This is a genomic window from Nocardioides sp. P86, assembly GCF_023712465.1.
In the GTDB taxonomy this organism is placed as follows: Bacteria; Actinomycetota; Actinomycetes; order Propionibacteriales; family Nocardioidaceae; genus Nocardioides; species Nocardioides kribbensis.
In genome coordinates, this window is the sequence record NZ_JAMAYE010000001.1 from 1,254,841 (window position 1) to 1,281,060 (window position 26,220).

The 26,220-nt window shown below is 74.6% G+C and carries 29 protein-coding genes; 20 read left to right on the forward strand and 9 right to left on the reverse strand.

Translation table 11 applies throughout. The features are described from left to right. Positions 1-5: 5 nt before the first annotated feature. The 8 genes from M3673_RS05900 to M3673_RS05935 form a co-directional block, all read right to left on the reverse strand. Positions 6-1,976 carry a methyl-accepting chemotaxis protein gene (locus tag M3673_RS05900; RefSeq protein ID WP_285838980.1) on the reverse strand — a complete coding sequence of 657 codons (1,971 nt, stop codon included), beginning with the start codon at positions 1,974-1,976 and terminating at the stop codon, positions 6-8. Further along, positions 1,973-2,455 (reverse strand): chemotaxis protein CheW, encoded by a 483-nt coding sequence (locus tag M3673_RS05905; protein ID WP_251532554.1) that lies wholly within the window; start codon positions 2,453-2,455, stop codon positions 1,973-1,975. The genes M3673_RS05900 and M3673_RS05905 overlap by 4 nt, the downstream gene beginning before the upstream one ends. Further along, positions 2,452-4,803, reverse strand: coding sequence for a chemotaxis protein CheA (locus M3673_RS05910; protein ID WP_251532555.1), 2,352 nt, complete (start codon positions 4,801-4,803; stop codon positions 2,452-2,454). The genes M3673_RS05905 and M3673_RS05910 overlap by 4 nt, the downstream gene beginning before the upstream one ends. A gap of 83 nt (positions 4,804-4,886) precedes the next feature. Next, the gene (gene csrA, locus M3673_RS19120; protein ID WP_285838981.1) at positions 4,887-5,156 is read right to left on the reverse strand and encodes a carbon storage regulator CsrA; all 270 of its coding nucleotides are present in this window, start codon (positions 5,154-5,156) and stop codon (positions 4,887-4,889) included. A gap of 85 nt (positions 5,157-5,241) precedes the next feature. Beyond that, entirely contained in the window at positions 5,242-5,742 is a 501-nt protein-coding gene (fliW, locus tag M3673_RS05920; protein ID WP_251532556.1) for a flagellar assembly protein FliW, read from the reverse strand. Continuing rightward, complete coding sequence (locus M3673_RS05925; RefSeq protein ID WP_251532557.1) at positions 5,739-6,626, reverse strand: flagellin; 888 nt, start codon at positions 6,624-6,626, stop codon at positions 5,739-5,741. The genes fliW and M3673_RS05925 overlap by 4 nt, the downstream gene beginning before the upstream one ends. Next, positions 6,626-8,041: a flagellar hook-associated protein FlgK gene (gene flgK / locus M3673_RS05930; RefSeq protein WP_193662058.1), complete on the reverse strand. Its 1,416-nt coding sequence runs from the start codon at positions 8,039-8,041 to the stop codon at positions 6,626-6,628. Before flgK ends, M3673_RS05925 begins: the two co-directional genes overlap by 1 nt. A gap of 1 nt (position 8,042) precedes the next feature. Further along, positions 8,043-8,519: a flagellar protein FlgN gene (locus tag M3673_RS05935; RefSeq protein ID WP_056865214.1), complete on the reverse strand. Its 477-nt coding sequence runs from the start codon at positions 8,517-8,519 to the stop codon at positions 8,043-8,045. A 274-nt stretch (positions 8,520-8,793) separates the two neighbouring features. Between M3673_RS05935 and M3673_RS05940 the strand changes: the two genes are divergently transcribed. The 5 genes from M3673_RS05940 to M3673_RS05960 all read left to right on the forward strand — a co-directional run bounded on the left by M3673_RS05940 (position 8,794) and on the right by M3673_RS05960 (position 13,338). Next, positions 8,794-9,696, forward strand: a complete 903-nt coding sequence (locus M3673_RS05940; protein ID WP_251532558.1) for a sigma-70 family RNA polymerase sigma factor — start codon at positions 8,794-8,796, stop codon at positions 9,694-9,696. Positions 9,697-9,907: 211 nt separating this feature from the next. Further along, positions 9,908-11,023, forward strand: a complete 1,116-nt coding sequence (locus M3673_RS05945; protein WP_193662057.1) for a flagellin — start codon at positions 9,908-9,910, stop codon at positions 11,021-11,023. A 139-nt stretch (positions 11,024-11,162) separates the two neighbouring features. Beyond that, positions 11,163-12,497, forward strand: a complete 1,335-nt coding sequence (fliD, locus tag M3673_RS05950) for a flagellar filament capping protein FliD (RefSeq protein ID WP_251532559.1) — start codon at positions 11,163-11,165, stop codon at positions 12,495-12,497. Positions 12,498-12,584: 87 nt separating this feature from the next. After that, a complete protein-coding gene (gene fliS, locus M3673_RS05955; protein ID WP_251532560.1) occupies positions 12,585-12,962 on the forward strand; it encodes a flagellar export chaperone FliS in 378 nt (125 codons plus the stop codon). A gap of 7 nt (positions 12,963-12,969) precedes the next feature. After that, entirely contained in the window at positions 12,970-13,338 is a 369-nt protein-coding gene (locus M3673_RS05960) for a hypothetical protein (RefSeq protein WP_193662054.1), read from the forward strand. 146 nt (positions 13,339-13,484) lie between these two features. Here M3673_RS05960 and M3673_RS05965 read toward each other — a convergent pair whose 3' ends face one another. Continuing rightward, the gene (locus M3673_RS05965; RefSeq protein ID WP_251532561.1) at positions 13,485-14,534 is read right to left on the reverse strand and encodes a chemotaxis response regulator protein-glutamate methylesterase; all 1,050 of its coding nucleotides are present in this window, start codon (positions 14,532-14,534) and stop codon (positions 13,485-13,487) included. Between the two features lie 163 nt (positions 14,535-14,697). On the opposite strand from M3673_RS05965, the gene M3673_RS05970 reads away from it, so the two are divergent. The 15 genes from M3673_RS05970 to M3673_RS06040 all read left to right on the forward strand — a co-directional run bounded on the left by M3673_RS05970 (position 14,698) and on the right by M3673_RS06040 (position 26,211). Then, the gene (locus M3673_RS05970) at positions 14,698-15,603 is read left to right on the forward strand and encodes a CheR family methyltransferase (RefSeq protein ID WP_251532562.1); all 906 of its coding nucleotides are present in this window, start codon (positions 14,698-14,700) and stop codon (positions 15,601-15,603) included. Continuing rightward, positions 15,591-15,974, forward strand: coding sequence for a response regulator (locus M3673_RS05975; RefSeq protein WP_056864729.1), 384 nt, complete (start codon positions 15,591-15,593; stop codon positions 15,972-15,974). Before M3673_RS05970 ends, M3673_RS05975 begins: the two co-directional genes overlap by 13 nt. Then, entirely contained in the window at positions 15,971-16,504 is a 534-nt protein-coding gene (locus M3673_RS05980; protein ID WP_251532563.1) for a chemotaxis protein CheX, read from the forward strand. Before M3673_RS05975 ends, M3673_RS05980 begins: the two co-directional genes overlap by 4 nt. Further along, positions 16,501-16,872 carry a response regulator gene (locus M3673_RS05985; RefSeq protein ID WP_056905378.1) on the forward strand — a complete coding sequence of 124 codons (372 nt, stop codon included), beginning with the start codon at positions 16,501-16,503 and terminating at the stop codon, positions 16,870-16,872. The genes M3673_RS05980 and M3673_RS05985 overlap by 4 nt, the downstream gene beginning before the upstream one ends. After that, entirely contained in the window at positions 16,869-17,369 is a 501-nt protein-coding gene (locus tag M3673_RS05990; protein ID WP_251532564.1) for a hypothetical protein, read from the forward strand. Before M3673_RS05985 ends, M3673_RS05990 begins: the two co-directional genes overlap by 4 nt. 164 nt (positions 17,370-17,533) lie before the next feature. Further along, a complete protein-coding gene (flgB, locus tag M3673_RS05995) occupies positions 17,534-17,929 on the forward strand; it encodes a flagellar basal body rod protein FlgB (RefSeq protein ID WP_056864733.1) in 396 nt (131 codons plus the stop codon). Further along, a complete protein-coding gene (locus M3673_RS06000; RefSeq protein WP_056864734.1) occupies positions 17,929-18,321 on the forward strand; it encodes a flagellar basal body rod protein FlgC in 393 nt (130 codons plus the stop codon). The genes flgB and M3673_RS06000 overlap by 1 nt, the downstream gene beginning before the upstream one ends. Then, positions 18,321-18,662, forward strand: a complete 342-nt coding sequence (gene fliE / locus M3673_RS06005) for a flagellar hook-basal body complex protein FliE (RefSeq protein WP_251532565.1) — start codon at positions 18,321-18,323, stop codon at positions 18,660-18,662. The genes M3673_RS06000 and fliE overlap by 1 nt, the downstream gene beginning before the upstream one ends. Further along, positions 18,659-20,236: a flagellar basal-body MS-ring/collar protein FliF gene (gene fliF, locus M3673_RS06010; protein ID WP_251532566.1), complete on the forward strand. Its 1,578-nt coding sequence runs from the start codon at positions 18,659-18,661 to the stop codon at positions 20,234-20,236. The genes fliE and fliF overlap by 4 nt, the downstream gene beginning before the upstream one ends. After that, complete coding sequence (fliG, locus tag M3673_RS06015) at positions 20,236-21,261, forward strand: flagellar motor switch protein FliG (protein ID WP_056864737.1); 1,026 nt, start codon at positions 20,236-20,238, stop codon at positions 21,259-21,261. Before fliF ends, fliG begins: the two co-directional genes overlap by 1 nt. Beyond that, on the forward strand, positions 21,245-21,955 hold the full coding sequence (locus tag M3673_RS06020) for a FliH/SctL family protein (RefSeq protein ID WP_251532567.1): 711 nt from the start codon (positions 21,245-21,247) through the stop codon (positions 21,953-21,955). Before fliG ends, M3673_RS06020 begins: the two co-directional genes overlap by 17 nt. Further along, positions 21,952-23,349 carry a FliI/YscN family ATPase gene (locus M3673_RS06025; RefSeq protein WP_251532568.1) on the forward strand — a complete coding sequence of 466 codons (1,398 nt, stop codon included), beginning with the start codon at positions 21,952-21,954 and terminating at the stop codon, positions 23,347-23,349. Before M3673_RS06020 ends, M3673_RS06025 begins: the two co-directional genes overlap by 4 nt. After that, positions 23,346-23,867, forward strand: a complete 522-nt coding sequence (locus tag M3673_RS06030; protein ID WP_251532569.1) for a flagellar export protein FliJ — start codon at positions 23,346-23,348, stop codon at positions 23,865-23,867. The genes M3673_RS06025 and M3673_RS06030 overlap by 4 nt, the downstream gene beginning before the upstream one ends. After that, entirely contained in the window at positions 23,864-24,844 is a 981-nt protein-coding gene (locus M3673_RS06035; protein ID WP_251532570.1) for a transglycosylase SLT domain-containing protein, read from the forward strand. The genes M3673_RS06030 and M3673_RS06035 overlap by 4 nt, the downstream gene beginning before the upstream one ends. After that, positions 24,841-26,211 carry a flagellar hook-length control protein FliK gene (locus M3673_RS06040; RefSeq protein WP_251532571.1) on the forward strand — a complete coding sequence of 457 codons (1,371 nt, stop codon included), beginning with the start codon at positions 24,841-24,843 and terminating at the stop codon, positions 26,209-26,211. Before M3673_RS06035 ends, M3673_RS06040 begins: the two co-directional genes overlap by 4 nt. Positions 26,212-26,220: the final 9 nt, after the last annotated feature.

A 26,220-nucleotide genomic window follows, 5' to 3' on the forward strand; every position in this document is an offset into this window, starting at 1 on the left:
CCTCCTCAGACCTGGAAGCGGGCCACGAGGGCTTTGAGCTCGGTGGCCATGGTGGCCAGGGCGGTGGCGGACTCGAGGGTGTTGTGGGCGCCGTGGCGGGTGTCGTCGGCGGCGGAGGCGACTTGGGCGATGTCGTCGGCGATGCCGTTGGCGCCGCCGGCGGCTTCGGTGACGGAGCGGGCGATCTCGTTGGTGGTGGCGGTCTGTTCCTCCACGGCGGAGGCGATGGTGGTCTGGATGTCGTTGATGCGTCCGATGACTTCGGAGATCTCGGCGATGGCGGTGACGGCGCCGGTGGTGTCGCCTTGGATGGCCTCGATCTTGCGGCCGATGTCCTCGGTGGCGCGGGCGGTCTCCTTGGCGAGTTCCTTGACCTCGTTGGCCACGACGGCGAAGCCCTTGCCGGCGTCGCCGGCGCGGGCGGCCTCGATGGTGGCGTTGAGGGCGAGGAGGTTGGTCTGTTGGGCGATGGAGGTGATGACCTTGATGACTTGGCCGATCTCGGCGGAGGACTCGCCGAGGGAGGCGACGGTGCCTTGGGCGGAGGAGGCGACGGTGACGGCGCCGGTGGCGACGGTGGCGGCTTCGGTGGCGTTCTGGGCGATCTCGCGGATGGAGGCGGTCATCTCTTCTGCGGCGGAGGCGACGGTCTGGATGGAGGCGGAGACCTCGCCGGCGGAGCCGGTGGCCGAGGCGGCGCGATCCGAGGTGAGGGTGGCGCCGTCGCCCATGCCTTGGGAGAGGATGGTGAGTTGTTCGGCGGCGATGGCCAGGGAGTCGGCGGTGCGGCCGATGGCGATCATGGAGTCGCGTTGGGCGGTGAGCAGGGTGGAGAGGCCGGCGGCGAGCTGGCCGATGGCGTCGGTGCCGGTGAGGGTGACCTCGCGGGTCAGGTCGCCGGCGGAGGCGGCGCGCACGACCTCGAGCACCTGCTCGACCCTCGCCGCCATCTCGGCGGCCCGCTCGCGCTCGACCTGCTCGGCGGCGAGCCTCTCGAGCGTGGAGGAGACCAGGCGGCCCACGTTGCGCAGGGCGTCGAGCCGCTGGGGCGAGGGCGAGAGGGTCTCGGTGGCGAAGAAGTCCATGGTGCCGACCACCTGGCCCGACTCGGTGACGGGGAAGCAGACCCCCGACTTCACGCCGACCCGCTGCGCCACGGGGGCGCGCACGCAGTCGGTCATCTCACCCAGGTCGGGGGTGAAGAACAGGTCGCGGCTGCGCCAGGCCCGCCCCGAGAGCCCCACACCCTCTGCGAAGGAGGCCTCGAGGGTGACGGCACGGAACTCGGGCCCCGCGTCGCCGGACTCGAGGGCGAACTTCAGGGTGCGGTCGGCCTCGTCGATCCTCCAGTACGACCCGTAGGCCCACCCGAACTCCTCGCGCACCGCGTCGAGGGCCGTACGGACGGCGTCGTCGACGCTCTGGGCGGCGGAGAGGCCGGCGAGCACCTTGTTGACCGCGGCCGCGTCGGCCATCGACTCGGCCAGCTCGCGCTCGCTGCGCAGCTTGTCGGTGATGTTCTCCCACGTCGCCATGGCCCCGACGTACTGGCCGTCCTCGTCGTGGATGGCGTGCACCTGGAGGTCGAGGGTCTCCGGGCCGACGCTGATGTCGGCCCGGCGCGGCAGCAGGCTGGGGTCGGCCAGGATCATGCGCTGGTAGGCGGGGTTCTTGTGGAAGATGTCGAGGTTGGCCCCGACGATCTGGTCGGGGCGGATCGGCAGCCAGTCGGCCAGGCGGACCAGGCCCTCGCGCGTCGCCTCGTTGACGTAGGTGATGGTGAAGTCGCGGTCGGCGAGCATGACCCGGCTCGGGATCGCGGCGAGCACGCCGGGCAGGCTCGCCAGGTCGACGCCGGCGCCGGGGGCCGGCGCCGTGGCGGCCTCCTGCTGCGGCACCGCGCCCACGTGGGCGTGGGGGCTCTGACCGTGGGGGGCCTGTCCGTTCGGGCTGGGTGCGACGTCGAGCTCGGTCATGACGGGGTTCCTCCGGTGGTGAGGTGGGACGAGACGTCGACCGCGCGGTCGGCGTCGACGACGAGCAGGATGGAGCCGGCCAGGGGCAAGACGCCGGTGACGACGTCCTGCACACCGGGCGGCAGGTTGGCGGGTGTGGGCTGGAGCAGGTGGTCGTCGGTGTCGATGACGTCGCCGATGTCGTCGACGAGCAGCGAGACCACCTCGCCGCGGCTGCGGACGATGACGTTCATCGGCAGGTCCTCCCCTGCCCGCGGCGGCAGCCCGAGCCGGCAGCGCAGGTCGAGGGCGGTGACGATCTGCCCGCGCAGGTTGATGAGGCCGAGCACGGCGGCGGGTGCGCGCGGCACGACGGTGAGCTGCTGGTAGCGCAGCACCTCCTGAACGTGCTCGACGCTGATGCCGAGGAAGAGCCCGTCGACCCAGAAGGTGCACATCTGACGGGTGGCCACGGGGGTCGGCGTGGTGGTCGCGGTCATCGGGCACCCACCAGCTCGCGGGAGCCGAGCACCGGCCGCACGACGGCGTCGAGGTCGACCAGGTCGGTGACCCTGTCCTGCACGACGGCGGAGCCGAGCACGCCGGGCCGGCGGCCGACCTCGGTGAGGACGACGTGCTCCTCGACCACGTCGAGCACGCGGTCGATGACGATGCCGACGCGACGGCCCTCCTCCTCGTGCACCACCACGGAGAGCTGCTCCTCGGGCGGCGGCGACTCGGGCAGCCCGATGGCCGCGGCCAGGCGCACCAGCGGCAGGATGCCGTCGCGGTACTGCACGACCTCCACCGCCCCGGAGCGCTCGACGCGGTCGAGGTCGAACTCCTCGAGCCGCGAGACCGCGGTGAGGGGCAGCGCCGCGCGCCGCCCGTGGGAGATCTCCAGCACCAGCAGCGCTCGGCTGTCGGCCTCGTCGACGCGGGCGACCGGCTCGACGGTCTCGACCGAGGTCAGCGCGCGCTCGCGGGCGATGCCCCCGACGTCGAGGATCAGCGCCACCCGGCCGTCGCCCATGATCGTGGCGCCGGCGTACATGGCCAGCTGCTTGAGTTGCCGCCCGATGGGCTTCACCACGATCTCCTGGGTGTCGTGCACGTCCTGGACGCACAGGCCGAAGCGGACGTCGTCGGACTGCACCACGACGACGGTGAGCGGGTCGGTGGCGGACCGGACGCCGGAGCCGACGCCAGCGCCGTCGCGCCCGAGGGTCTCGGACAGCGACACCAGCGGCAGCAGCCGTCCGCGCAGCCGCAGCACCGGCGCGCCGGCCAGCACCTCGACGTTGTCGCGCAGGTCCTGGCCCTCCAGGCGCACCAGCTCGACCAGGTTGGCCTGCGGGATGGCGTAGCGCTCGTCGGCCTCGCCGATGACCAGTGCGGGGATGATGGCCAGGGTCAGCGGGATCCGCACCCGGCAGGTCGTGCCGGAGCCGACCACCGAGAGCATGTCGACGCTGCCACCGATGCGCTCGATGGAGGTGCGCACCACGTCCATGCCGACGCCGCGCCCCGAGACGTTGGTGACCTGCTCGGCGGTCGAGAAGCCGGGACGGAAGATCAGGTGGAGCACGTCGCGCGGCTCCATGCGGGCCAGCTGCTCGCGCGTGACGACGCCGCGCGAGACCGCGGCCGCGCCGATGACGGCAGGGTCGATGCCGCGACCGTCGTCGGAGATCTCCACGACCACCTGGCCGCTCTCGTGGAAGGCCCGCAGGTGCAGCCGCCCGGCCGCCGGCTTGCCCAGCGCGACCCGCTGCTCCGGGGGCTCCAGGCCGTGGTCGAGGGCGTTGCGCACGAGGTGGGTGAGCGGCCCGCGCAGCGCCTCGAGCAGCGAGCGGTCGAGCTCGGTGTCGTGGCCCTCCATCTCCAGGGCCACCTCGCGACCGAGCAGGTGGGCGAGGTCGCGCACGATCCGCGGCATCTTCGACCAGACCTGGCCGATCGGCTGCATGCGGGTGCGCATCACGCTCTCCTGCAGCTCGCTGGCGACCAGGTCGAGGCGCTGCGCGGCGCGCACCAGCTCCGCGTCGCCGGCCGCGGCCGTCGTGGCGTCGGTGCGCTGCATGATCTGGTTGCGCGTGAGCACCAGCTCCCCCACCAGCTGCACCAGGCCGTCGAGCAGCTCGATGTCGACCCGCACCGAGGAGTCCACGACGCCGCGGGGCGCCGGGTCGGCGTCGGGGTCGAGCGGCTCCGCGACGACGGCCGGCGCGGGCGGCGCGACGGGTGCGGGCGCAGGTGCGGGCGCGGGTGCCGCTGCTGGGGCGACGGCGGCGGGCGGGGCGGGTGACGACGCGGGAGCTGCGGCTGCGGGCAGCTGCTGCGCCGCCGTCGGCGCGGCGGGCGCCGGGTCGACGTACGACGGCGCCACGGGCTCGGGCGCGACCGGGGCCTGCGCCGGGGCTGCGACCGGGTCGGGGGTCGGGGCGGGGGCGCTGCCGCCGGCGAGGACCCGCTCGAGCTCGGCCACGACCACCTGCACGTCGACGGTCGGGTCCTGGTCGGTGCCGGAGCGCTCGATGACCTCCAGCAGCGCCCGCACCGTGTCGACGGTGCGCAGCAGGACCTCGGTGACCTCGGTCGTCAGGTCCATCTTGCGGTCGCGCAGGCGGGAGAGGAGGTTCTCCCCCGCGTGGGTCAGCGCCTCGAGCCGGCCGAGGGCCAGGAAGCCGCTCGTGCCCTTGATGGTGTGGATCGTGCGGAAGATGCTCGAGAGCAGCTCGCGCGACCCGGGCTCCTGCTCGAGGGCGACCAGGTCGCGGTCGAGCTGGTCGAGGTTCTCGTGGCTCTCCACGAGGAACTCGGCCACGATCTCGGCGTCGTCATCCATGCCCGCCCCATCGGCGGGGCCGGGGGCGAACTGAGCGGTCGTCCGCGGTCGCGGACGGATGGGCCGGGGTGGACCGGACCAGCTCAGGTGCGCTCGCGCGCCGCCGATCCCGACGGGCCGGCCGGGCGCGTGCGCAGCGCCTGGGCCAGCGAGGCGACGGCCTCCTCGCTGGGCGAGGCGGCCGCCTGGTTCGACGACTCGAGCTCGGCCAGCAGCTCGGCGCGGTTGACCGCGACCGAGCGGGGCGCGTCGATGCCGACCCGGACGACGTCGCCACGGACCTCGAGGATCGTGACGGTCACGTCGTCGCCGATGACGACGCTCTCGCCGACGCGGCGGCTCAGGACCAGCATGGGGCCACGCTACCCGCACCCGGCCGGGCCGCGGCGCAAGACGTCGCGGCCCGCGCCCTGCCGTCGTGCGCGGTGCGCGCGGGGATCACGCGACGAGCGGGGTGCTGACCGAGAGCGAGGTGTCGTCGAGGATCACCTGGCACGCACGCCGGTTGACGGTGTTGACCAGCACCGGCGCGAGCAGGTTGGCGGTCGTGCCGGCCAGGGTCTGCGCCGGCGTCACCACCGCCAGCACGAGGACGTCGCCGGGCGCGTCGATGGCGAGGTCGGCCACCACCGCGTCGTCGACCTCGGGGGCGTAGTCGGGGAAGAAGGCCTGCGGCGGCACGACCAGGAAGCGCAGCTCGGGGTCGTCGAGGGAGCGCAGTGCGCACAGCAGCCCGTCGTCGTCGAGCTGCACCAGCGCGAAGCGCTGCCGGTCGGGGAACCCCGGCATCGGGTGCACGAGCTCGATCACGGGGATGTCGAGCACCGCGGCGTCGGGGGCGGGCGCCTCGGGCATGGGGGTCCTCACGGTGACGGGCTGGGTGACGGGCTGGGTGTCGGGCTGGCTCGTGGATCGGGTCGGAGCGACGGTGGCGATCATCGCAGGAAGTCCACGAGGCTCGGCTGCATGACGCGCGAGGTCGAGGCCAGCGCCGCCTGGTAGGCGACCTCCTGGAGCTTGAGGTCGACCATGGCCTTGGGCAGGTCGGTGTTCTCGATCTCCGACAGCGACGCCGACAGCGACACCACCTGGCCCTTCGCCGACTCCACCGCCCCCTCGATGCGGTTGTACGCCGCACCGACGCCGGCCTGCACCGTGGCGACCGTGGTGAGGCGGGTGGCGAGCGCGTCGAGACCCGCCCGCATGCCGGCCTCGTCGCCGCTGGTGAGGGCGGTCGAGAGGGCGTCGAGCTCCGCGAAGAGCGACGTCGCCCCGTCGCCGAACACGTCCGGGCCGGGCACGTCGACACGCACCTGCACGCCGGCCCCGACGGTGCGGTTGACCGCGCCCGGGGCGCCCACCCAGGAGCCGGTGGCGTCGTAGGCCGCGCCTCCCGCGGTGACCCCGCCGAAGACGGGGCGGCCCAGGTAGCCGGTGTTGGCGTCGGCGAGGGCCTGCTCGCGCAGCTGGTCGACCTCGGCGGCGAGCGCCGCGCGGGCCGTGGGGCTGCTGCTGGCCGAGACGCCCTGGAGGGCGAGCTCGCGCGCGCGGCGTACGGAGTCGCTGACGCTGGAGAGGGTGGTGTCGGCGGCGCCGAGCCACCCGAGACCGTTCTCGGCGTTGCGCACGTACTGCTGCTGGTCGGCGATCGACCCGCGGAAGCGCATGGCGGCGCCGGCCGCGGTCGGGGAGTCGGAGGCACGGTTGACGACCTTGCCGGTCGCCAGCTGCTCCTGGATCTTGGCCAGGCGGGTCAGGCTGCCCTGCAGCGAGCCGACCGACCGGTCGGCGAGCATCGACTGGGTGACGCGCGAGATGCCCATCAGCGCAGCAGCCCGGTGCGGTTGATCAGCGTGTCGAGCACCGAGTCGACGACGGTCATCACGCGGGCCGCCGCCTCGTAGGAACGCTGGGCCGAGAGCATGGAGACCATCTCCTCGTCGAGGTTGACGCCCGAGAGCTGCTCCCGGGCGGAGTCGACCTGTGCGGTGAGCAGCTGCTGGGTGGTGGCGAGCCGCTGCACCGAGGCGACCTCGGTGCCGAAGCCGGTGACCAGGCGCGCGTAGGCGCCCTCGGCGGCGCCGGCGGTGGCGAGCCGGTCGGCCTGGGTGCCGTCGAGCCCGCCGCCCGCGGCGGCCGAGGCGGCGACGCCCGAGGCGGAGGTGACCGCGACGGCCAGGCTGCCGGCCGGGTCGGCGGGGTCGAAGGAGAAGAACGGCCCGCCTGCGGCGCCGCCCTGGTCGTAGCCGGCCTGGTGCAGCGCGTTGACCTCGCCGGCCAGCGTGGCCACGACCGCGCCGAGCCCGGCGGCGTAGGCCGGCAGGGTGGTGGTCAGCAGGTCGGCCACCGCGCCGGTCTCGCCCTTGAGACCGGCCGGCACCGCCGTGGTGGTCGGCGCGGCCCCGCCGGTGGTGATCGAGAAGGTGACCGGCTGGCCGTCGTCGCCGCCGCCGGCCGTGACGCCGCTGGCGATCTGCAGGGTGTGGGCCGTGCCGCCCTCCACCAGCGGCACGCCGCCGAGGGAGACGTCGAAGCCGCCGTCGCTGCGCGGGCTCGCGGTGCCGCCGGTGAGCGAGGCCAGGCGCAGGGCCAGGGCGTCGCGCTGGTCGGCCAGGTCGGAGGTGTCCACGCCGTCGAGGGAGGCGGCGGCGAGGGCACGGTTGGTGGCGGCGAGCTCGGTGGCGGTGGTGTTGACGTCGGCGACGACCCCCTGGAGACGCACCCGCTGGTCGGCCTGCTCGTCGGAGACCTGGCGGGCCTGGGCGTGCACGGAGTCGACCAGCGCCGTGGCGCGGGCCAGCACGACCTCGCGGGCCGCCGCGCTGCCGGGGTCGTTGGCCAGGTCGTGCCAGCTGCTGCGGAAGGAGGTCAGCGCGGCCGAGACCCCGGAGTCGCCGGGCTCGCCGATGCCGCTCTCGACGCGCTGGAGGGTGGCCGAGCGCACGTCGAGGTAGGACTGGTTGGCGTTCTCCCGGCGCGAGCGCGCGTCGAGGAGGTCGTCGGTCATGCGGTCGACCGAGCGGGTCGTCACGCCCGCGCCGACGCTGCCCGAGGCGCCCTCGTAGCGCGACCACAGCGCCGGCACGGAGGCGCTGCCGATGGTCTCGCCGACGACGCGGCGCCGCGTGTAGCCCTCGGTGGTGGCGTTGGCGACGTTGTTGCTGGCGACGTCGAGGGCGACGCGCTGGTAGCGCAGCGCCGTGAGGGCGGTGTTGAGGGAGGACAACGAGCCGCTCACGTCAGATGCTCCGGTCGACCAGGCGCGCCGTGCCGCTCGCCGCGACGGCGGCGCCGGCCGGGGTGTAGCTGTGGGTGGAGTCGTCGAGGGAGAGCAGCGTCTCCCGGGCGGCGCGGTAGCCGCTGGTGATGAGGTCGCGGTTGGAGTCGGCCAGCTCGGTGACCTGGCGGGTCACCGAGACGAAGGCCTCGCGGTGGTCGAGCAGGATCGTGCGCCACGGCTCGTGGGTGGCCTCGGCCAGCGCCTTGAGGGAGGGGTTGTCGGGGCAGCCGACCTGGGCCGCCGCCTCGTCGGCGGCGACCGCGCGCAGCACCTCGGTCTCGCGCAGCACCTGCAGCGTCGCCTCGACCTCGCGGGCGGCCCGCATCAGCCACGCCGTGCGCCCGCTCGCCAGGACCAGCTGCTCCACCTCGAGGCGGTAGAGCAGCGTGTCGAGCAGCTCACGCTCGCGCCACAGCGTGAGGGAGAGTCTCTCCACCGCGTCGACCACGTCATCGCCTCCCGGCACCGTGCGGGCCCGACCGGGGTGGTCGTGCCTCGTCGACGGAGCAGATCGGCGCAGGCGGCGACCACCTGAGCGGAACGACGGGACCAACCGGACGGATGAGTCCCTACCTCAGTCGATCGGCGACCCGGTATAGCCCCCTCGGGTCATTCGTGCCGGATCGCCTTTCAGACCCGTCCCCGGGACGGCAGGGTTCGAGCCGTCGCACGTCAGGGAGGGCGCGCGCCGCAGGACGAGGGGGAACACCGTGAGCACTCACGACCACACGCAGGACCGGTCCGTCGACCAGGAGCAGGCGCTCCACGGTCTCGACACGCCCACGGGCACCGCCGACTCCGAGCAGATGATCGTCGACCACATGGGGCTCGTCGGCCACATCGTCCGCGAGACCATGAGCCGGGTGCCGAGCCACGTCAACCGCGACGACCTCCACTCCGCCGGCCTCACCGCGCTCGTCAAGGCCGCCCACGCCTTCGAGGCCGACCGCGGCGTCCCCTTCACGCGCTACGCCGCGAGCCGCGTGCGCGGAGCGATCCTCGACGAGCTGCGCCAGATCGACTGGGCCTCGCGCTCGGTGCGCCGCCGCGGTCGCGACCTCGACCAGGCCCGCACCCGCCTGGCCGCCACCCTCGGCCGCGTGCCCGACAACGCCGAGGTCGCCGCCTCCCTGGGCCTGACCCTGGCCGAGGTCGAGAGCAACGACGGCGACGTCGCCCGCGCCAACGTCCTCTCCCTCCAGGGCGGCAGCGAGACCCCCTACGAGGAGATGCTCGTCAGCACCTCCCCCTCCCCCGAGGCCGCGGTCGAGCACCAGGAGCGCCTGGACTACCTCGCCGAGGCCATCGAGGAGCTGCCCGAGCGGCTCCAGGTCGTCGTGCGCGAGTACTTCCTCGCCGAGCGGCCCATGGCCGAGATCGCCGAGACCCTCGGCGTCACCGAGTCGCGGGTCTCCCAGATCCGCGCCGAGGCCCTCGTGCTGCTGCGCGACGCCCTCAACAGCGCCCTCGACCCCGAGCTCGTCACGCCCCACCCGCGCCCCGACGGCTGCGCCGCCCAGCGCCGCGCCGCCTACTTCCAGGCCGTCGCCGCCCGCCACGCCGCCACCCGCCAGCCGGCCCGCGTCACCGCCCGGCTCAGCGGTACCGCCTGAGCCCTGCGCTCCCGGCCGGCACCGGCCGGCACCGGCCCGCGCCGTCCCGTCGTACGACGGAGCCGGCGGCCTCGCGGTGCGCCCGCGCAGCGCCCCCACCGACCCGCCGAAAAAGATCGGCGAACCGCTCAGGCCCGGACCGTCCGGGCCGATCAGCACCCCGTGAGCCCATGGACGGGCTCCACGACTCGACACCCAGGAGGGACCCATCATGAGTCTTCGCATCAACACCAACACCGACGCCTTCAACTCGTACCGCAACCTGTCGGTCACCCAGGGCCAGATGTCCAAGTCCCTGGAGAAGCTGTCCAGCGGCTTCCGCATCAACCGCGCCGCCGACGACGCCGCCGGCCTCGCGATCTCGGAGGGCCTGCGCGCCCAGACCGGTGGCCTCAAGGTCGCCGTGCGCAACGCGCAGGACGGCATCTCGGTCGTGCAGACCGCTGAGGGCGCGCTCAACGAGGTCCACTCGATCCTCCAGCGCATGCGCGACCTGGCCGTCCAGGGCGCCAACGACACCAACTCGGCCGACGCTCGCACCGCGATCGCCACCGAGGCCACGCAGCTCCAGTCGGAGCTGACCCGGATCGCCGACTCGACCAACTTCAACGGCAAGAACCTCCTCGACGGCAGCGCCGGCACGATGAGCTTCCAGGTCGGCGCGGGCACCGGTGCCGACAGCCGGATCGCGGTCGACTTCAACTCCGCCGACGTCTCCGCCGTGGCCACCGCCCTCGGGTCGGTCTCCAAGGGCACCAACAACGTCAACGTCTCCGACATCACCGCCGGCGACGTCGTGACCGTCACCAACGGCACCACGACCTACAACCTCACCACCGCGGCCGTGCCCGCGTCGCTGGGCGAGCTGGTCGACACCCTCAACGCCGACTCCACCTTCACCGACAACTTCTCCGCGTCGGTGAACGGTCAGGGTCAGCTCGAGGTCGTCTCCAAGGCCGGCGGCACGGTCGACGTGTCCAGCGACGGTGCCGGCTTCGACACCACCACCGCCACCTCGGCCGCCATCGGCTTCGGGTCGCACACCGCGGCCCAGAGCGCCATCGGCGTGATCGACCAGCAGATCAAGTCGATCTCGGAGGCCCGCGCCAACCTCGGTGCCGTGCAGAACCGCTTCGAGCACACCATCAACAACCTCAACGTGGCCGTCGAGAACCTGTCGGCCTCCGAGAGCCGCATCCGCGACACCGACATGGCCCAGGAGATGATGAGCTTCACCCGCTCGCAGATCCTCTCCCAGGCCGGCACGGCGATGCTCGCCCAGGCCAACTCGGCCCCCCAGGGCGTGCTCAGCCTGCTGCGCGGCTGACGCACCCGCACCACCCGCGGGCTGAGCGCCCGCTCATCCGGACGGCCGGTGCGGGGTCGGCACCCCCGACCCCGCACCGGCCCCCGGCACCGCACCACCCGACACACCCGAGGCACCCGCACCGACCCGAGGAGGTCCGATGGCCACCAGCAGCATCAGCGGCCTGGCCTCGGGCCTCGACACAGCGACACTCGTCGACCAGTTCATGCAGCTCGAGGCGGCGCCGCAGACCCGTCTCAAGGCGAAGGTGAGCAGCGAGCAGTCACTGGTGACGACGCTGCAGACCCTCAACACCAAGGTCGCGCTGCTGGCCAGCAAGGCCGAGGCCCTCGCGAAGCCGTCCGCCTGGTCGCCGCTCACCGCGACCTCGAGCAACGCCGCGGTGTCGGTGACCGCCGGCACCAGCGCCGGCCCGGCCTCGCTGTCGGTCACCGTCACCTCGGTGGCCCGCAGCCACCAGCTCGGCTTCGCCCAGGCCCACGCCCTGACCGACCAGGTCACCGGGGCCTCCACGAGCGTGCGCCTCGACCGCTTCGACGGCTCGCCCGTCGACCTGGCCACCGACGGCACGCTGTCGGGCCTGGCCCGGGCGATCAACGACCCGGCCAACGCCACCGGCCTCGCCGCGAGCCTGGTCAAGGTCGCCGACGGCTCCTACCAGCTGCTCGTGGAGTCGACCGCCACGGGCGCCGCGCAGGACTTCACGCTCACCGGCTCCGACGGCTCGGCTCTGCTCGGCGGCGCCACGGTGCGCGCCGGCAGCGACGCCTCGATCGACCTCGGCGCCGGCATCGTCGTCACCTCGACGACCAACACCTTCACCGACGTGCTGCCCGGCGTCACGCTCACCCTCGGCGCCGCGGCCACCACGGGCACGACCTCCTCGGTCGCCCTGGCCCGCGACACCTCGAAGCTGGCGACGTCGGTCAAGGACCTGGTCGACACGGTGAACTCGCTGCTGGCCGACATCGACGCCCAGACCTCCTACGACAGCGCCACCAAGAAGTCGGGCGCCCTGGCCGGGGACGCGACCGCCAGGTCGCTGCGCTCGGCGCTGCTCAACGCCGTCTACCCCAGCGACGGCACCTCGCTGGCCTCGCTCGGCATCCAGGTGTCGCGCACCGGCACCCTGACCTTCGACCAGAGCGCCTTCACCCAGGCCTACGCCGCCGACCCGGCCGGGGTCGCCGAGCGCTTCTCCACGGCCGGCGACGGCTTCGCCGCCCGGGTCGCGACCGTCGCCAAGGGCGCCAGCAACAGCACCACCGGCACCCTGACCGCGGCCATCACGGGGCGCCGCACCGGCATCGAGCGGCTCCAGGACGGCATCGAGGCGTGGGACACGCGCCTCGAGCTGCGGCGTACGACGCTCCAGCGCCAGTTCACCGCCCTCGAGACCGCGCTGGGCCAGATGAGCAGCCAGTCCAGCTGGCTGGCCGGCCAGATCTCCTCGCTGCCCTCGAGCTCCTCGTGACCCGCGCGTGCGCCACCTCCTGCACCGCCCCCGGCACGACGCCGGGGTCCGACCCGACATCGACCAGCAGCCAAGGAAGGCACTGAGATGATCAACGCCCGCAGCACCTACATGGACGCCTCCATCGCCACCGCGAGCCCCGCCCGCCTGCTGGTGATGCTCTACGAGCGCCTCGTGCTCGACGTCACCCGCGGTCTCGACGCCCAGCGCGCCGGCGACGTGCAGGCGGCGCACCAGCAGCTGCTGCACGCCCAGGACATCGTCCTCGAGCTGCGCTCCAGCCTGCGCACCGAGGAGTGGGACGGCGGCCCGGGCCTGGCCTCGATCTACGACTTCCTCCACACCCAGCTCGTCCGCGCCAACGTGGGCAAGGACAGCACCGTCACCGAGAGCTGCCTGGCCCTGGTCACCGACCTGTGCCAGACCTGGCGCGCGGCGGCCCTGCAGGCCGCGTCGGTGGCCTGAGCCGGCCATGCCCTACGACGCCGGACCCGTGCTCGGCGGCGCGCGCCGCACGCTGCGGCCGCGCGACCCCGACGCCGACCTGAAGTCGTGGCAGATCGAGCTCGACCGCGTCGAGCTCGACGTCATGCGCGCCGAGCGTGGGCTCGCCCACGGCACCGTCCTGCAGACCGACCCGTGGCACGTGCCCGACGACCACGGTCCGCTGCCCGAGGCCCTGCGCGAGCGGGCCGAGGAGATCCACGCCCGCCAGCAGGTCGTGCTCGCCGCGATCGCCGAGACCCTCGGTCGCACACTGCGCCAGCAGGCCGTCGCCACCGCCCTGGACCGCTCCTCAGCGCGCCACAGCGGCCCCGTCTACGTCGACGTCTCGGCCTGAGCCACCGGCCTCCGGGCCCACCAGACCACTCTCCTCCCCCCGCCGCCGCCCGGCGTCCCCGTCCAGGGGGCGCCGGGTGTCGTGCGTCCGGTGCACGGCCGGCTGCGTCAAGAGGCCGGCGAGGCTGCGAAAGGACCGTGGACAGCTCAGGGAGCAGGGGTGAGGGCGCGGCCGGCGAGGCCGGTCAGGGCGCCGGCGATCCGGTCGAGCGGGAGCACCTCGTGGGCGAGGCCCGCGCCGGCGACGGCGCCCGGCATGCCCCAGACCACCGAGGTGGCCTCGTCCTGCACCACCACGCGGCCGCCGGCGTCGACGACCGCGCGGGCGCCCTCGAGGGCGTCCTGGCCCATGCCGGTGAGCACCAGGCCGAGCACGCCGGGGCCGTGGACGCCCGCGGCGCTGCGGAAGAGCGGGTCGGCGGCGGGGCGGCAGAAGTTCTCGCGCGGCCCCTGGTCGAGCTGCGCGCGCACCGAGGCCCCGCGCCGCACGAGGGTCAGGTGGTGGTCGCCGGGGGCGATCAGCACCAGCCCGGGGCGCGGCTGGTCGCCGTCGGCGGCCTCGCGCACCTCCAGCGGCGAGACCCGGTCGAGGCGCTGCGCGAACTGGGTGGTGAACACCGGGGGCATGTGCTGGGTGACCAGCACCGGCAGCGGGAAGGCGGCCGGCAGCGCCGCGAGCACCCGGGAGAGGGCGTCGGGCCCACCGGTCGAGCAGGCCACGACGAGCACCTGCGGCGGCGCGGCGGCGCGCGGCGCGGCGCGGCGTACGACGGGGACGGCGGCGACCATGCGGCGGGCGCCGACCAGGGCCTTGAGGCGCGGCACGAGGTCCTCGCGCACGCGGGCCATCGACTCCCCCACGTTGCCGGCCCCGGTGGGCTTGGCGACGTAGTCGGACGCACCGTTGGACAGCGCCTGCAGCGTCGCTGCGGCGCCGCGCTCGGTGAGCGTGCTGAACATGACGACCGGCAGCCGGGGGTGGTTGCGGTGGATGACCTCGACCGCGCCGATGCCGTCGAGACGGGGCATCTCCACGTCGAGGGTGACCGCGTCGGGGGCCAGCTCGTCGACCTTCTCGATCGCCTCGAGGCCGTCGACGGCGGTGCCGACCACCTCGATGTCGGGATCGGCGGCCAGCACCGTGGTGATGAGGCGGCGCAGCACGGCGGAGTCGTCGACGACCAGGACCCGGATCACGCAGGGACGATCGGCCGGAGCGCACCCACCCTGAGCAGTACGCCGACGCCACGGGGTGGGCCCCTGCCCGGGGCCGTCGCGGCGGCGGGGTGGTCCGGTCCGGTGGGTGCGAATCTGGGGCGGACCGCTCAGGTGCGGGGCCTGCGTGGTCGATGGGTGCGGCGTGATCTCCGAGTCCAGCTTCGCCTACGTCGCCGACCTGCTGCGGCGCGAGACGGCCATGCTCTGCGACCCGGGCAAGGAGTACCTCGTCGAGGCGAGGCTGCTGCCCCTCGCCCGGTCCGCCGGCGACGCCGACGTCGACCGCTACGTCGCCCGGCTCCGCACCGGGCCCGACGCCGTCGCCGAGCGCGCCCGCGCCGTCGACGCCCTGACCATCAACGAGACCTCGTGGTTCCGCGACCTCGCGCCCTACCAGGCCTTCACCGACGTCATGCTGGCCCACCTGCTCCAGGCGCGGGCCGCGACCCGTCACCTGGAGATCTGGTCGGCGGCCTGCTCGAGCGGGCAGGAGGCCTACAGCCTCGCGATGCTGCTCGACGAGTCGCTGCCGCCGGGCTGGACCTGGCGCATCCACGCCACCGACGTCTCCCCGACCATGCTGGAGCGGGTGCGCGCGGGCCGCTACAGCCAGGTCGAGATGAACCGCGGCATGCCGGCCACCCGCCTGGTGCGCTACTTCTCCAGGGTCGGCAGCGAGTGGGAGGTCGGCGCCGAGCTGCGCTCCCACGTCACCACGGCCCCGCTCAACCTCGCCGCGGCCTTCCCGCCGATGCCGGTCTTCGACGTGGTCTTCCTGCGCAACGTGCTCATCTACTTCGACCTCGACACCAAGCGCGACATCCTGCGTCGGGTCAGCCCGCGCGTCGCCCCCGACGGCTACCTGCTGCTCGGCTCCTCCGAGACCACCCTCGACCTCGACGACGCCTGGGTCCGCGAGCCCGCGGGCCGTGTCGCCCTCCACCGCCCGCGCGCCGCCGTCCGCCGCTCGGCACCCGCCGCCGCGGCGTCCAGTCCAGCCTCCGCCCTGTCCACCGCACTCCCAGGAGCCCGCGCATGCACGCCCTGATCATCGACGACTCCCGCACGATGCGGACGATCCTGCGCCGGATCGTGACCGAGCTCGGCTTCGAGACCACCGAGGCCGGCAACGGCCAGGAGGCGCTCGACGCCCTCGAGGCCGGGCTCGAGCCCGAGCTGTGCCTCATCGACTGGAACATGCCGCTCATGGACGGCTACACCTTCGTCACACGGGTGCGCGCCGACCCGCGCTGGCGCAACGTGACCCTGATGATGGTCACCACGGAGTCCGAGCACGGCCAGATCGTGCGGGCACTCGCCGCCGGGGCCCACGAGTACGTCATCAAGCCCTTCACCCCCGACGCCATCGTCGAGAAGCTCGAGCTGCTCGGCCTGGTCGTGCAGGAGGTGCCGGCGTGATCGCCGCCGTCGAGCCCGAGATCGGCGACGTCTACGCCGTCGTCGAGGAGGTCTGGTCGACCTTCCTCGGCACCGACGAGCCGATCCTGCCCGAGGTGGCCCCCGTAGACCGCCCGCAGGAGTGGACGGCCATGACGACCGTCGGCGGGGCCTGGGAGGGCGCGGTGCTCGTCGCCGTCACCGACCGCCTCGCCCGCGACGTCGCCGCGGCGATGCTCGCCCTCGACCCCGCCGACCTCGCCCCCGAGGACGTCAGCGACGCCCTCGGCGAGCTCGTCAACGTGATCGGTGGCAACGTCAAGAGCCTCATGCCCGGGCCGAGCACCCTCTCGCTGCCGCTGGTGGCCAGCGGCGCCGTGCCGGCCTCCCACCAGCGCCGCGAGGTCTGCCGCCTCGACCTGAGCTGGCGGCGCCAGTCGCTGTGCGTCTCCGTCTGCGTGCCCACCGGCGCGAGCCCCGAGCCCGGTCCCACCCCCGACTCCAGCACCAGCACCAGCACCAGCACCAGCACCTCCGAGGAGACCCGATGAAGATCCTGGTCGTCGACGACAGCCGCGTGATGCGGCAGATCGTCATCCGCACCCTGCGCCAGGCCGGCCACGGCGGCCACGACGTCGTGGAGGCCGAGAACGGCCGCGACGGCCTGGAGAAGGTGCGCGCGGAGGCGCCCGACCTGGTGCTCTCGGACTGGAACATGCCCGAGATGACCGGCATCGACTTCCTCGACGCGCTGCGCGCCGGCGGCAGCGCCGTGCCCTTCGGCTTCGTCACCTCCGAGGGCTCCCCCGACATGCGGGCGCGCGCGGAGGCGTCGGGCGCCGCCTTCCTCATCGCCAAGCCCTTCACCCCCGAGGCCTTCGACGCCGCGCTCGCGCCCGTCGTGGGAGCCCTGTCGTGACCGCGGCGACCACCGGCCTGCCCACGCACCTGCCGGGCCCCAAGGAGGTCCGCGACCTCCTCGGCGACCTGGTCGACAAGCAGGTCGACCTGCGGCCCGGCCCGCCCTTCGCGGTGAGCGCCTACTACCCCGCGAGCGTCGCGAGCTACGTCGACGACTCCCTGGTGGTGCGCGCCGTCGTCGCCTGCGACCTGCCCCTCTCGGCGTACGCCGGGGCCGCGCTGGCGCTCGTGCCGCCCGGGGCGGCGACCACCGCCATCGAGGAGGGCCGGCTGTCGGCGTCGATCGCGGAGGCGCTGGGCGAGGTCTTCAACGTGATGGCGTCGCTCTTCAACGCCCCCGGCTCGGCGCACCTGCGCCTCTACGCCAGCGTGCCCGCCGGGCAGGCCCTCCCGGCCGACGCCCGCGCCCGGACGCAGGTGCTGGGCCGGCGGGGCGACTTCGTCGTCGACGTCGCCGGCTACGGCACGGGGCGGCTCGCGGTCGTCCTGACCTGAGTCGCGCCACCCGTCTGCACCACCCGTCCGGACCACCTGGGAAGCGGTCCGGACTTTTCCTCAGGTCCCCCCGGAGGGGACCGATCAGACCCCGCGAGCAGGGACTGCTCGCTCGCCCTCGCCGACGGACCGGCACTGACTCGCCTCACAGCGGGAGGTTCACCGTGTCCGTACCGTCCTACGCCTCCGTCGACTCCGTGTCGTCGGTGCTGGGCTTCGCCCTCGACGGCCTGGCCCTGCGCCAGCGCACCATCGCCGACAACCTCGCCAACGTCGACACCCCCGACTTCCGGGCCACCTCGGTCGACTTCGAGAGCACGCTGGCCGCCGCCATCTCCGGGGCCGGCGGCGGTGCCGACGCCGACGCGGCGATCACCGGACGCCTGGCGGGCGCCGTGCCGTCGATGGTCGCCACCGACACCCCGGTGGGCGCCAACGGCAACAACGTCGACCTGCGCAAGGAGACGCTGGCCGCGATGCAGTCGCAGTTCCAGTACCAGATGGTCGCCCGTGCGGTCACCGACCGCTTCGAGCTCGTGCGCACCGCGGCAGGCGCCTGATGGGCGCCTTCGACGTGCTGCGCATCGCCGGCTCCGGCCTGGGGATGCACCAGACCTGGCTCGACGCGCTGGCCTCCAACATCGCCAACGCCAACACGGTGGTCTCCACCGACCAGACCGCCTTCCAGGCGCAGCTGGTCATGGCCGGCGCCCGGCAGGACGGCGGCGTCGACGTCACCGGCATCGCCCTCAGCGACCCCGAGGGGATGCTCGTGCACGACCCCGACCACCCGCTGGCCGACGCCGAGGGCTACGTGCGCGCCCCCGCCATGGACATGAGCGCCCAGATGAGCGAGCTGATCATGGCCCAGCGCGGCTTCCAGGCCTCGGCGCAGGTCACCAAGTTCGCCCAGGACACCTACTCCACCGCCATCGGCATCGGGAGCCGTTGATGAGCGTCAGCGGGATCGAGTCCCTCGGCGCCGCCGGCTTCACGCCGTACGCCGCCCCCACGGTCGCCGCCAGCGCCGCGCCCTCCCCCACCGGCACCTCGGCCGCGGGCGGTGCCGGCAGCGACTTCGGCCGCATGGTCGTCGACGGCCTCGACCGCCTCGACGCCACCCAGCGCACCGCCGACGGCATGGCCGTGCAGGCCGCCACCGGTCAGCTGGAGAACCTCCACGACTACACGATCGCGGCCACGCAGGCCCAGGTCACCACGCAGGTCACCGTGGCCGTGCGCAACAAGGCCGTCGAGGCCTTCACCGAGATCATGCGGATGCAGGTCGGATGAAGGACACGATCACCCGGACGCTGGGCGGTTGGCGCCAGTCGTTCGCCGGCTTCACCGCGGGCCAGAAGGTCGTCGCGATCGTCGGCACCCTGGCCCTGCTGCTGGGCGGCTTCCTGGTCTTCCGCTGGGCCTCGGCCCCGACCTACTCGCCCCTCTACTCCGACCTCTCGGCCAGCGACGCCTCGGCCGTGGTCGAGCAGCTCGACTCCCAGGGCGTGCCCTACGAGCTCGCCGACGGCGGCGCGACGGTCATGGTGCCGCGCGACGCGGTCTACAAGGCCCGCATCGACCTCTCCGGCGAGGGCCTGCCCTCCGAGAGCGACGGCGGCTACTCCATCCTCGACGACAACGGCCTGTCGACCTCGGAGTTCCAGGAGCAGACCGACTACAAGCGGGCCATGGAGGGCGAGCTCTCGGCCACCATCGAGGGCATCGACGAGGTCGACACCGCCGTGGTCCACCTGGCCATGCCGGCCAAGGACGTCTTCGCCGACGAGCAGGACCCGCCCACCGCGTCGGTGCTCGTCGAGACCGGCGCCGGCACCCGCCTGGGCGCCCAGCAGGTGCAGGCCATCGTGCACCTGGTCGCCTCCAGCGTGGAGGGCCTCGACCCCGCCGACGTGACCGTGAGCGACACCGAGGGCCTGCTCTCGGGCGCCGACGGCACCGGTGTCGACGCCACGACCCGCAACCAGGAGATCGAGGCCCGCCAGGAGGAGCTGCGCCAGGACATCCAGGCCACCCTCGACCGGGTCGTGGGCCCCGGCAACTCCACCGTGCAGGTCGCCGTCGACCTCGACTTCGACAAGCGCACCACCCAGACCACCACCTTCACCCCCGAGGAGGACAACCCCGCGACGTCCTCCTCCACCAGCACCGAGACCTACGCCGGACCGGGCTCGCCCACCGGCGGCGCGGAGGGTGTGGTCGGCCCCGACGGGCAGATGGACACCGGCGCCACGGGCGGCTCGGCGGACTCGTCGTACGAGAAGGAGGTCACGACCACCGACCGTGCCGTCGGCAGCACCGTCGAGCACGTCGAGTCCACCCCGGGCTCGGTGGAGTCGATGCACGTCGGCGTGGTGCTCGACACCAACAGCACCCAGGCCATCTCCACCGCCGACGTGCGCGGCCTCGTCGAGGACGCGGTCGGTCTCGACCAGGCCGCCGGCGACTCGGTGCGCGTGGTGACCATGCCCTTCGACCGCACCGCCGAGGAGGCCGCCGCCGCCGAGCTGGAGGCCGCCGCCGCCGCCGACGCCAGCGCCGCGCGCAACGACCTGATTCGCAAGGTCGGCCTGGCCCTGCTGGTCGCCCTGGTGCTGCTGCTCGCCGTGCTCAAGGGCCGCAAGCGCGCCAAGCAGCGCGAGCAGGCCACGACCTACGTCGTGGAGCAGCTGCGCGAGCAGTCCGCCGCACGCCAGCTCACCGAGGCCGTGCCCGCCGCCCTGGCGCTGGAGGAGTCCGAGCGCAGCGAGGAGAACGACATGCGTGACGAGCTCAACGCGCTCATCGAGCGCCAGCCCGAGGACGTCGCCGCGCTGCTGCGCGGCTGGCTGACGGAGCGCGGCTGATGGGCGGCGCACTGGCCAGCACCCTGGCCGGCGTGGGGGCCCGCAAGGCCGCCGTGCTGCTCGTGCAGATGGGCAAGACCCGCGCCGCGACCGTGCTCAGCCACCTGGAGGAGCACGAGGTCGAGGCCATCACCGCCGAGATCGCCCGGCTCGACTCGATCTCCGCGGCCGAGTCGGAGGCCGTGCTGGTGGAGTTCCGCGACACCATGACCGCCCGCGAGCACATCAGCCGCGGCGGCCTGGCCTTCGCCCAGCAGGTGCTCGAGCAGTCGATGGGCTCCGAGCGCGCCGCGCAGATCATCGAGCGGCTCCACGCCGCCGCGGTGCAGATGCCCTTCCAGTTCCTGCACCAGGCCGACCCCGCGCAGCTGCGCTCCTTCATCGTCGACGAGCACCCGCAGGTCATCGCCCTGGTGCTGGCCCACATGACCGCCGACAAGGCCTCGCTGCTGCTCTCGGGGCTGCCCCCGGAGCAGCAGGCCCAGGTCGCCCACCGCATCGCGGTGATGGACCGCACCTCCCCCGACATCGTCCGGGCCGTCGAGGCCACCCTGGAGCGCAAGCTCTCCTCGATGCTGCAGCCCACCGACATGTCGCGCGTCGGCGGCCTCGACCCGCTGGTCAACATCATCAACGCCTCCGACCGCTCCACGGAGCGCCAGATCGTCGAGGGCCTCGAGGTGCTCGACGCCGCGCTGGCCGACGAGGTCAAGAGCCGGATGTTCATGTTCGAGGACGTCGTGCACCTCGACGACCGCTCCGTGCAGCAGGTGCTGCGCCAGGTCGACACCGCCCAGCTGGCGCTCGCGCTCAAGGGCGTCGCCGACGCCGTGCGGGACAAGATCACCCGCAACCTCTCCAGCCGCGCCGCCGAGGGCCTGGTCGAGGAGATCGAGCTGCTCGGCCCGGTGCGCCTGACCCAGGTCGAGGAGGCCCAGCAGGGCGTCATCCGCACGATCCGCCAGCTCGAGGAGCGCGGCGAGATCATGGTGCGGCGAGGGGGCGACGTTGAGTTCGTCGACTGAGGCCCTGCTGCGCGGCGCCGCCGCCGAGACCGCCACGGTCGCGGCCACCCCCGAGCTGCGCGACGGCTCCTGGACCCGCCTCGGCGGGAGCAGCGTGCTCGGAGACCTGGTCACCGAGCAGGCGCTGGCCGGGCTGGCCGAGAGCACCCGCACCGCCGCCCGCGCCCAGGGCTACGCCACCGGCTGGGCCGAGGGACGCCGCGAGGCCGCCGCCGAGGCCGCCGCCGTCGCCGCCCGGGCCGAGCAGGAGCGCGTGGCCGCCGAGACCCGCCGCGAGGTCGAGCACCGCGCCGCGCTCGCCGGGCTCGAGCGCGCCGCGAGCGCCCTGCAGCGCACGAGCGCCACGGTGGCCGCCGAGCTCGAGGAGCAGGCGCTGCGCCTGGCCCGCGAGCTGACCCGGGAGCTGGTCGGCCACGAGCTGCGCACCTCCCCCGACCCCGCCGCCGACGTCGTGCGGCGCGCGCTGGCCGTGCTGCCCTCCGGCGTGCCGGTCACCGTGCGCCTGCACCCCGAGGTCGCCGCCAGCACCGTGGCCGCCGACCTCGCCGGTCTGGCCGGCCCGGCCGGCCAGCAGCTCACCGTCGTGCCCGACGCCGGGCTCGAGCGCGACGACGCCGTCGTCGAGACCGCCGAGCAGGTCGTCGACCTGCGCGTCGGCGCCGCCCTCGAGCGCGTCGCGGAGGCCCTGCGATGAGCACCGTCACGACCTCCCCCGTCACGACCTCCCCCGTCGCGCACCCCGTCGCGCACCCCGCCGGCGCCACATCGCTGCGCGAGCGCCTCGACCTCGGCCGCGAGCAGGCCCTGCGCGCCGCCGCACCGCTGCGGCTGGGCCGGGTCAGCGAGACCGTGGGCCTGCACCTGCGCGTGGTCGGCCTGCGCGGCGCCGTGGGCGACCTGCTCGAGGTGCGCCCCGCCGACCGTGCGCCCGTGCTGGTCGAGGTGGCCGCCAGCTCCACCGAGGGGCTGGTCTGCCTGCCGCTGGGCCGCACCGCCGGCATCGAGGTCGGTGCGCCGGTGCACCACACCGGCGGGCCGCTGCGGGTGCGCGTCGGCGACGCCCTGCGCGGGCGGGTGCTCGACGGCCTCGGCCGCCCCGTCGACGGCGGCCCCGTGCTCGAGACCCTCCCCGGGCTGGCGCTGGTCGACGTCGACCACGCGGCCCCCGACGCGCTCTCGCGACCGCGGATCGACCGGCAGCTCGGCCTCGGCGTACGCGCCCTGGACACGCTGGTGCCCTGCGGCCTGGGCCAGCGCCTGGGCATCATGGCCGGCTCCGGGGTCGGCAAGTCGAGCCTGCTGTCGATGATCGCCCGCGGCACCGACGCCGAGGTCTCGGTGATCGCGCTGATCGGCGAGCGCGGCCGCGAGGTCCGCGAGTTCATCGAGAACGACCTCGGCCCCGAGGGCCTGGCCCGCTCGGTGGTGGTCGTCGCCACCTCCGACGCCCCGCCCGTCGAGCGGCTGCGCGCCGCCTTCGTCGCCACCCGCATCGCGGAGTCCTTCCGCGAGGCCGGCCGCCACGTCGTGCTGATGATGGACAGCCTCACCCGCGTGGCCATGGCCCAGCGCGAGATCGGGCTCTCGGCCGGCGAGCCGCCCGCCACCCGCGGCTACCCGCCCAGCGTCTTCGCCCTGCTCCCGCGCCTGCTCGAGCGCGCCGGCACCGCCCCCGGCGGCTCCATCACCGGGCTCTACACCGTGCTGGTGGAGGGCGACGACCTCCAGGACCCCATCGGCGACACCGCGCGCTCGATCCTCGACGGCCACGTCGTGCTCACCCGCCGCCTGGCCACCGCCGGGCACTTCCCCAGCATCGACGTGCTCGAGTCGATCTCGCGCACCACCGGCGCCGTCACCGGCCCGGCCCAGCGCGCCGACGCCGTGGCCCTGCGCCGCATGCTGGCCGCCCACCGCGACGTGCGCGAGCTGGTCGAGATCGGCGCCTACGTCGCCGGCACCGATCCCGACGCCGACGCCGCCCTGGCCCGGATGCCCCGCATCGAGGCCTTCCTGCGCCAGGACATGGAGGACAGCACCCCGCTGCCCGAGGCCTGGTCCCGACTCCAGGAGCTGGTGGCGCCGTGAGCCGCACCGTCCACGACCCCGGGCTGCGCGCCGTCGCCCGCGTGCGCGGCGTGCGCGAGCGCGACAGCCGCCTCGGCCTCCAGACCGCCCTGCGCGAGCAGCGCACCCACGAGCGGCGCGTCGCCGAGCTCGAGCAGGCCGTGCGCGACCACGCCGGCTTCGTCTCCGGCGACCTCGCGGAGTTCGTGGCGCTGCGCCAGTCGCTGGCCGCGCTGCGCCACGCCGCGGTCGAGGCCCGCGCCGATCTCGACACCTCCCGCCGCCTGGCCCTGGACGCCGGCGCCTGGTGGCGCGCCGACAAGGCCCGCCTCGGCGCCGTGGAGGGCCTGCTGGAGCGGCGCGCCGACGAGCGCGCCGCCGAGACCGCCCGCGGCGAGGCCGTCGAGCTCGACGAGGTCGCCGGCCGGCTGTGGCTGCGCGCCGAGCAGGCCGATCAGGCCGCGCAGGCCTGCGAGCCCGGCGCCGCCACCACCGCCAGCACCCCCAGCACCGCCAGCACCGAGAGGGCCGCGTCGTGAGCGTCAGCGAGATCACCTCCCGGATCGCCCAGATCCAGTCGCAGCTCGCCCTGCTCGGCCCGTCGCAGAGCAGCGGCAGCGCCTTCGCGGCGAGCCTCAGCGCGGCCTCCTCCGCGGCGGGCGCCTCGGCCACCGGCGCCGCGGGGTCCGGCTCGTCGTCCGGCGGCGGCTCGGCCCTGGCCGCCGACGTCATCGCCGAGGCCAAGAAGTACGTCGGCATGCCCTACGTCTGGGGCGGCAGCAGCCCGGCCGCGGGCGGCATGGACTGCTCGGGGCTGGTGCAGTACGTCTACGGCAAGTTCGGCGTCGACCTGCCCCGGGTCTCGGCCGACCAGGCCCGTGCCGGGCAGCCGGTGGCCTCGATGGCCGAGGCCCGCCCCGGCGACCTCATCGCCTGGGACAACTCCAGCCGCAACAACGGCGCCGACCACATCGCCATCTACCTCGGCGGCGGCAAGATGCTCGAGGCACCGCGCACCGGCCTCGACATCCGCATCGTCGACGTGCCGAGCACGCCCGACTACATCCGCCGGGTGCTGCCCGACGCCCCCGTCGGGGCGGCCGGCGCTCCCGCCGCCGCGGGCAGCAGCCGAGTCAGCGGCGTCCCCTTCAGCGACCTCTTCAACGCCGCGGGCCAGCGCTACGGCGTCGACCCCGTGCTGCTGGCCTCCGTGGCCCGCCAGGAGTCGGGCTTCGACCCGAAGGCGGTCAGCCCCGCCGGTGCGCAGGGCCTCATGCAGCTCATGCCCGGCACGGCCGACGGCCTCGGCGTCACGAACTCCTTCGACCCCGCCCAGGCCGTCGACGGCGCCGCCCGGCTGCTGCGCGACCTGCTCGACCGCTTCGGGCGCACCGACCTGGCCCTCGCCGGCTACAACGCCGGGCCCGGAGCGGTGCTGCGCTACGACGGCATCCCGCCCTACCCCGAGACGCAGAACTACGTGCGCTCGGTCATGGCCATGGTGCGTGCCGCATGAGCGTGATGCCCCAGGGCGCCGCCCTGCCCGCCACGGCCCGCGCCGCCTCCCGCCCCGGTACGCCGACCAGCGCCACGACGCCCGGCCCGGCCGGCCCGGCCGGCGCGGGTGCGGCCGACGGCGCCACCGCCGGCGGGGGCTTCGCCGCCCTCGTCGCCGGCCTCGTCGACGCCATGGCCGGGCAGGACGGCGGCGGACGCGGTGCGCCCGGGACCGCCACCGCGGCAGGTCGTGCCACCGGCACCGGCACCGGCACCGGCACCGGCACCGGCACCGGCACCGGCACCGACAGCGGCGGCGAGGGCGAAACCGACGGCGAGACCGGGGCCGAGCAGGCGGGCACCCCGGCCGTGGTCGACCCCACCGCGGTGCTCCTCGCCGCCCTGCCGCTGCCGCAGCAGCCCGGGGCCACCGGGCAGCAGGCGACGACCGACGCGGCCGCGACGACCACCGGCTCGAGCGCCGACGGGTCCGCCCCCACCGACCTCATCGAGCTCACCGCCCCCACCGCCCCCACCGCCCCCGAGGCGCCCACCGCCGCCGGGCCGCAGCAGCACGGGCCGCAGCACGGGGCGGAGACCGCGGCCCCGGCGCAGACCGGACCGCAGGACACGGCGTCCACCCGTGCCGACCGGGCCGACCGGGCCGACCGGGCCGACCGGGCAGCGCAGCCGGGACCGGGAAGGGCGGACCTCGCGGCGCTCGACGGCGCGTCACCCGCCACCGCCCCGGACGCCGCGGGAGCCACGACCGCCACGACCGCGCCGGCCGGCACGACGCCGGCCCCGCCGTCCCCGTCGACTCGCCAGGTGACCCGCCAGGTGACCGGCCAGGTCTTCCCCGAGGTGGTGCGGCTCGCGCAGACCCAGGCCGGCCCGGGGCAGCGCACCACCCAGCACCTCACGCTGCGTCTCGACCCCGGCACGCTGGGCGAGGTGCGGGTGACGCTGAGCATGGGCGAGCACGGCCTGCGGGTGCGGATGGTGGCGGCCCACGAGGGCGCGCGCGACGCGCTCCAGCAGGGCGCGCCCGAGCTCCAGCGGCTGCTCGAGCACCTCGGCGAGACCCGCGTGAGCGTGCGCGACGCCGCCGGTGCGCCGGCAGCCGCGGCAGCCACCCCCGGGAGCGCGAGCGCGCAGGACGCGCGCGGCGACGCCCCCGGCTCCTGGTCGGGCTCCGACCACACCGACTCCGGAGAGCGTCCCTCGGGCGACGCGAGCCGGCAGCAGGAACGGCAGGCACGGACGTCTGCCGACCACATCGCCAGGGATGGCACCACGAGACCGGCCCACCCAGGATCCCTGGGAGCCGGCTCAGCCGACCCGCAGACGTCAGGGGCCCGTCGGTCCCTCGATGTCAGCATGTGAGGAGGACCC